The 323-nt window shown below is 37.2% G+C and carries 1 pseudogene; it reads right to left on the reverse strand.

Features of this window, described 5'->3' with window-relative positions:
• A pseudogene (locus HMPREF2613_RS11730) lies at positions 1-323 on the reverse strand (hypothetical protein); the annotation flags it as partial.

A 323-nucleotide genomic window follows, 5' to 3' on the forward strand; every position in this document is an offset into this window, starting at 1 on the left:
CTTCATCTCCTTTTAATTGGGCATTGAGAGCGCCGTAATAAGAAAACACGATTCGAGCTAGCTTACTTTCTGGTTCAGTAATGTCGAAGTAGTCGTTCGCTTCTTTATTGAACACAATATCTTTTATGGCTTGGGCTTGAGCAACAAGTGTAGCTTTGCCTCCTTTAAAATCTGGTGCCTTGGACAATTGTTCCTCAAAGAAAGCAATATCTTGCGCATCTTGAAGATGAATGGAAACTGTTAATAGTTCAAAGCTTGATATTAAAAACGCAGGGGTTCTGAATCTCTTCCAAATTTTTTTCAAATCATATTTGGACATATTT

This window comes from Streptococcus sp. HMSC070B10, from assembly GCF_001808665.1.
Taxonomy (GTDB): Bacteria; Bacillota; Bacilli; order Lactobacillales; family Streptococcaceae; genus Streptococcus.